Source organism: Halorubrum persicum (assembly GCF_002727125.1).
In the GTDB taxonomy this organism is placed as follows: domain Archaea; phylum Halobacteriota; class Halobacteria; order Halobacteriales; family Haloferacaceae; genus Halorubrum; species Halorubrum persicum.
In genome coordinates, this window is record NZ_NHOA01000080.1 from 1 (window position 1) to 4,766 (window position 4,766).

Sequence of the window (4,766 nt, forward strand, 5' to 3'; positions counted from 1 at the left end):
TCGGCGGCCGCGTCGGCGACCGCGCTCATGTTCGCGCCGACTTCCTTCGCCGAGAGGTCGAGCTCGTCGGCGATCAGCCGCGATTTGAAGTACGTCTTGTCGGCGGCGTTCTCGCGGAGATACCGCAGGATGCGCGCCTGTTTCGCGGAGAGGCCAGCAGATTCGACGGCAACCGCGTCGGGTTGGACCGTGCTCATACCGGAGACAGGTCATGTCTCCTCATAAACCGGTTGGTAGACCGGATTAACACCTCGCAGTCATGCGATTTTGTCGCTGAAAGCAGTCACGGACGGGTGACGAGCGCCGCGTTTCGGTACAGCTCTCGAACCGTCACGTCGGGGGGCGGGGCCGGTCCGCAACTGCGCCGGGACCGGTCGGTCTCGGACCCGAATCGGAACGAAACGAGAGCCGTTCCGGGTCAGTACAGGTCGGAGACGAACGGTCCGAGCGCGCCGGCGACCGCGGTCGCGAGGGCGTCAGCGCGGTCGACGCGACCGCGCGTGAACGCACCTGCCGCGCCGCCGCGTCGCGCGACACCCTCCGTGTCGAGGAGGTCGTCCATCACGGGACCGAGTTCCTCGCCGTCCTCGATCCGGGCGGCCACGTCCGCGGGGAGTTCGAGGCTCGGACCGGCTCCCCGTCCAGTACGCGACCCGTCTGAGACGGCCGCCCACATGACGAGGAAGAGCCCGTCAGCGCCGTCGAACCCAGCGACGCCGCCCTCGATCCCGACCGCGAGGTCGTACGTGTCCGGCTCCGCGTCGAGGACGGCCGCGGCCCGATTCTCGGCGCCGGCGATCGTCTCGGCGTGGCCGGTCGGCTGCTCGCTCACTCCCGACGGGACGGGGACGGTCTCGACCGCGATCGCTTCAGGGTCGCCCCGGAGGTCGTGGAGGGCGCCCGTCCCGGAGTCGCGGGAGACCGTACCGGGATCGGAGTCGCGCTCGACGCCGAGCGCCTGTTCGACCGCGCGCCGCTTCACCGGGTTCCCGCTGCCGACGCCGACTCGCATACCCAAGATCGGGCGACGGGCTACGAATAGCTCTCGGTCCCCGGATGGAGCAGGCGCGCCAGCCGCTCGACGCCGTCGACGAGGGCGGGGCTCGGCTGGTTTAAAAGTGAGTCGTCGATCACGTGGACGGGGGCGTCGACGGCCCAGTCGCGTTCCTCGACGGTCGCCGGGTCGACCCGGTCCCCGTGCCCGCAGACGTGGACGATCACGTGGTCGGGGTCGGCTCGCTCGACGGTCGCGAGCGCGACCTCGCGGGAGCGCTCGCCCGGCTCGACGAAGGGGTACCGACCGCCGGCGGCGCGGACGGCGTCGGGGACCCAGTTCCCGGCGGCCATCGGCGGGTCCGACCACTCCTCACAGTAGACGGTCGGACGGGGACGGCCCGCGACCGCGTCGGCGATTCGATCGAGGCGGTCCCGGGCCTCGGCGGCGAGTCGGTCGCCGGCCGCTGGTCGCCCCACGTCCGCGCCGCGGGCGGCGAAGGTCGCGATCACCTCGTCCAGCGTCGCGGGCTCGCGGTGGCGGACGGCGAACCCGCGCTCGCGGCAGTCGTCCGCGAGGTCGCTCTGGAGCCCGTCGCTGGTGAGGACGACGTCCGGAGCGAGCTCGGCGACGCGGTCGAGGTCGGGATTGAGCCAGCCACCGACGGGAGCGGGCGACTCCGTCCCGTGTGCGGCGCCCGCGTCGTCCGGGGTGTCGCAGTGGTGCGTGACGCCGACCAGCGTCTCGGCGGCGCCGAGGGCGGTCACGGTCGCCGTCGCGCTCGGAGCCAACGAGACGACGCGGGGGGAGCTCATCGGAAGCGGCTCGGAGCGCCACCGGCCCAAGCGTTTCGGTCGTCACGAGAGATCCCGAAAACACGTGATAGATCGTGTCCTTTCGTCGGGTTTCCGGCGACGCGTTCCGGTCGTTTTAAGTTCGGTTCCGCCGTCTATCGGACAAGATCGCTCTCGGGCCGTGTTCAGTTACCGAGAGGGGGTTTAGCCATGAGTGAACGATTACACACGCGGGGGAGTCGCTCCCGAACGGAGACGGACGAGACGGAATCGGAACAGACCGACGAGACGCTCAGTTGTCCCGAGTGCGACGGCAACGTCATCAACGACGAGGAACACGGCGAGAGCGTCTGCGCCGACTGCGGGCTCGTCGTCGAGGCGGACTCGGTCGACCGCGGGCCGGAGTGGCGCGCGTTCGACTCCCGTGAGAAGGACGAGAAGAGCCGCGTCGGCGCCCCGACGACCAACACGATGCACGACAAGGGGCTCTCGACGAACATCGACTGGCGCGACAAGGACGCGTACGGGCGCTCGCTCGGCGCCCGTCAGCGCCAGAAGATGCAGCGCCTCCGCAAGTGGAACGAGCGGTTCCGCACCCGCGACTCGAAGGAGCGCAACCTGAAGCAGGCGCTCGGCGAGATCGACCGCATGGCCAGCGCACAGGGGCTCCCGGACAACGTCCGCGAGACCGCCTCGGTCATCTACCGCCGCGCGCTCGACGAGGACCTCCTCCCCGGCCGCTCCATCGAGGGCGTCTCCACCTCCTGCGTGTACGCCGCCGCCCGGATGGCCGGCGTCCCGCGCAGCCTCGACGAGATCGCCGACGTCTCCCGCGTCGAGAAGGCGGAGATCGCCCGGACGTACCGCTACGTCGTCCGCGAGCTCAAGCTCGAAGTGAAGCCGGCCGACCCCGAGCAGTACGTCCCCCGGTTCGCCTCCGACCTGGAGCTCTCCGAGGAGTCCGAGATGCGCGCGAAGAGCCTCCTGCGCAACGCGAAGGAGAAGGGCGTCCACTCGGGCAAATCGCCCGTGGGGCTCGCGGCCGCCGCCGTCTACGCCGCCGCGCTCCTCACCAACGAGAAGACGACGCAGGCCGCCGTCTCGGAGGTCGCCGACATCAGCGAGGTCACCATCCGGAACCGCTACCACGAGCTGCTCGAAGCCGAAGACGGTCTCGTCGCCTAACCTCGACCCGACGACGCTTTTCTGGCCATCGATCGGTTCCGCTTCCAGCCGGACGCACACACATAAGTCCCCGCCCGCGGAACCCCCGCGTATGTTCGAGGAGTTCGTCCTGACTGCGAGCACGGCCGACCTCTCGGAGGAACCGCGCGCTCGCGAGCACGCCGACGCCGTGGAGTTCCGGATGGACCTCGCGAGCGACCCGCTCGCTCAGCTCGACGCGTACGACGGCGAGCTCCCGCTGCTCGTCACGAACCGGGCGACGTGGGAGGGCGGCGAGGCCGGCGACCTCGGCCGGTTCGACGCGCTCTCGACCGCGGTCGCCCGCGACGCGGTCTCCGCCGTCGACGTGGAGCTCGCCGCGCTCCGCGGGAACGCGCCCGAGGGTGAGGAGTCGCACGCGACCGCGCTCCGCGACACGGCGCGTGAGGAGGGCGTCTCGGTGGTCGTCTCGGTCCACGACTTCGAGTCGACGCCCGAGCCCGCCGCGCTCGTCGACCTGCTCACCGACGCGGCGAGCGAGGGCGACGTGGGGAAGCTGGCGACGACCGCGACCGCGCCGGCGGACGCGCTCGCGATGATCGAGGCGACCCACGAGGCGACCGCGGCCGGCCACCGGGTCGCGACGATGTGCATGGGCGAACCGGGGCGGCACACCCGTGCGGTCACCCCCCTGTACGGCTCGAAGATCGGCTACGCGCCCGTCGATCCGGCGAACGCGACCGCGCCCGGGCAGTACCCGCTGGCGACGCTCAGAGAGCTTGTCGACGGGCTGGGAGGGGACGGGACGGACGAGTGAGACAGCCACGGCAAAGAGCCAAACCGCTTTACGACCGCCCGCGTAAGTGACGGCAATGGCGACGTGCGACGTGTGTGGGGAGTACGAGAACCTCCCGTACCAGTGTAAACGGTGCGGCAAGACGTTCTGTGCCGATCACCGCCTGCCCGAGAACCACGACTGCCCGGGCCTCGCCGAGTGGGACGACCCCGGCGGGGTCTTCGACAGCGGGTTCGACGAGGGCGTCGAGGCCGGCGGGGCGGGTGGCTCCGGCTCCGGGTCGTCGGCGGGCGTCGTGGGGCGTCTCAAGCAGCGGCTCGACCGCGAGACGAGCACCGGCGGGCTCGTGAGCTACTTCCGCGGGAACGCGACCTACGCCATCCTGGCGGCGATGTGGATCACGTTCCTCGCGCAGTGGGTCGTGACGCTCACCCTCGGCGAGGCCGCTCACAGCCAGCTCTTCGTCCTCCGGTCGGACGCGCTCGGGAACGTCTGGACGTGGGTCACCTCGGTCCTCTCGCACTCGCGACTCCAGCTGTTCCACATCATCGGCAACAGCATCGTCATCCTGTTCTTCGGCCCGCTCGTCGAGCGCGCGGTCGGGTCGCGCCGCTTCGTCGGGTTCTTCTTCGGCGCGGGGGTCCTCGCCGGCCTCGGCCACGTCCTGTTCGCGATCGCGACCGGCGCGCCGACCGTCGGCGTGCTCGGCGCCAGCGGGGCCGGCTTCGCGATTCTCGGCGTGCTCACCGTGTGGCGACCGAACATGCAGGTGCTCCTCTTCTTCGTCATCCCGATGAAGATCAAGTACCTCACCTGGGGGATCGCGCTCATCTCGGCGGTGCTCGTGATCCAGACCGGAACGGGCGGCGTCGGCGGCATCGCGCACCTCGCGCACCTGATCGGCTTCGCCATCGGCCTCGCGTTCGGCAAGCGCAACGAGAGCCTCGCGCGGTCCGCGGGTGGCCGCCCATCTGCATCCCGCCGGGGCCACCCGCGGACCGCGCGAGGCTCTCGCTGC

General features: G+C 70.8%; 6 protein-coding genes. 3 read left to right on the plus strand and 3 right to left on the minus strand.

The genetic code is table 11. The annotated features are described in order from the left end of the window. The 3 genes from DJ69_RS09410 to DJ69_RS09420 form a co-directional block, all read right to left on the minus strand. The coding region (locus DJ69_RS09410) for a DUF7123 family protein (protein ID WP_099255366.1) at positions 1–197 on the minus strand (197 nt) is incomplete at its 3' end. A 221-nt stretch (positions 198–418) separates the two neighbouring features. Then, on the minus strand, positions 419–1,021 hold the full coding sequence (locus DJ69_RS09415; RefSeq protein ID WP_099255370.1) for a DUF84 family protein: 603 nt from the start codon (positions 1,019–1,021) through the stop codon (positions 419–421). 11 nt (positions 1,022–1,032) lie between these two features. Further along, positions 1,033–1,809 (minus strand): cobalamin-binding protein, encoded by a 777-nt coding sequence (locus DJ69_RS09420; protein WP_099255371.1) that lies wholly within the window; start codon positions 1,807–1,809, stop codon positions 1,033–1,035. Positions 1,810–1,998: 189 nt separating this feature from the next. Between DJ69_RS09420 and DJ69_RS09425 the strand changes: the two genes are divergently transcribed. The 3 genes from DJ69_RS09425 to DJ69_RS09435 all read left to right on the plus strand — a co-directional run. After that, positions 1,999–2,973 carry a transcription initiation factor IIB gene (locus DJ69_RS09425; protein ID WP_099255367.1) on the plus strand — a complete coding sequence of 325 codons (975 nt, stop codon included), beginning with the start codon at positions 1,999–2,001 and terminating at the stop codon, positions 2,971–2,973. A 91-nt stretch (positions 2,974–3,064) separates the two neighbouring features. Continuing rightward, a complete protein-coding gene (locus DJ69_RS09430) occupies positions 3,065–3,769 on the plus strand; it encodes a type I 3-dehydroquinate dehydratase (RefSeq protein ID WP_099255368.1) in 705 nt (234 codons plus the stop codon). 55 nt (positions 3,770–3,824) lie between these two features. Then, positions 3,825–4,766, plus strand: a 942-nt coding sequence (locus DJ69_RS09435) for a rhomboid family intramembrane serine protease (RefSeq protein ID WP_099255369.1), incomplete at its 3' end; no start/stop codon positions are given.

Bases quoted from the DNA above. Each gene is read 5' to 3' on its own strand.
- DJ69_RS09430 (WP_099255368.1), top strand. From the start codon at position 3,065: ATGTTCGAGGAGTTCGTCCTGACTGCGAGCACGGCCGACCTCTCGGAG.
- DJ69_RS09420 (WP_099255371.1), bottom strand. From the start codon at position 1,809: ATGAGCTCCCCCCGCGTCGTCTCGTTGGCTCCGAGCGCGACGGCGACC.
- DJ69_RS09425 (WP_099255367.1), top strand. From the start codon at position 1,999: ATGAGTGAACGATTACACACGCGGGGGAGTCGCTCCCGAACGGAGACG.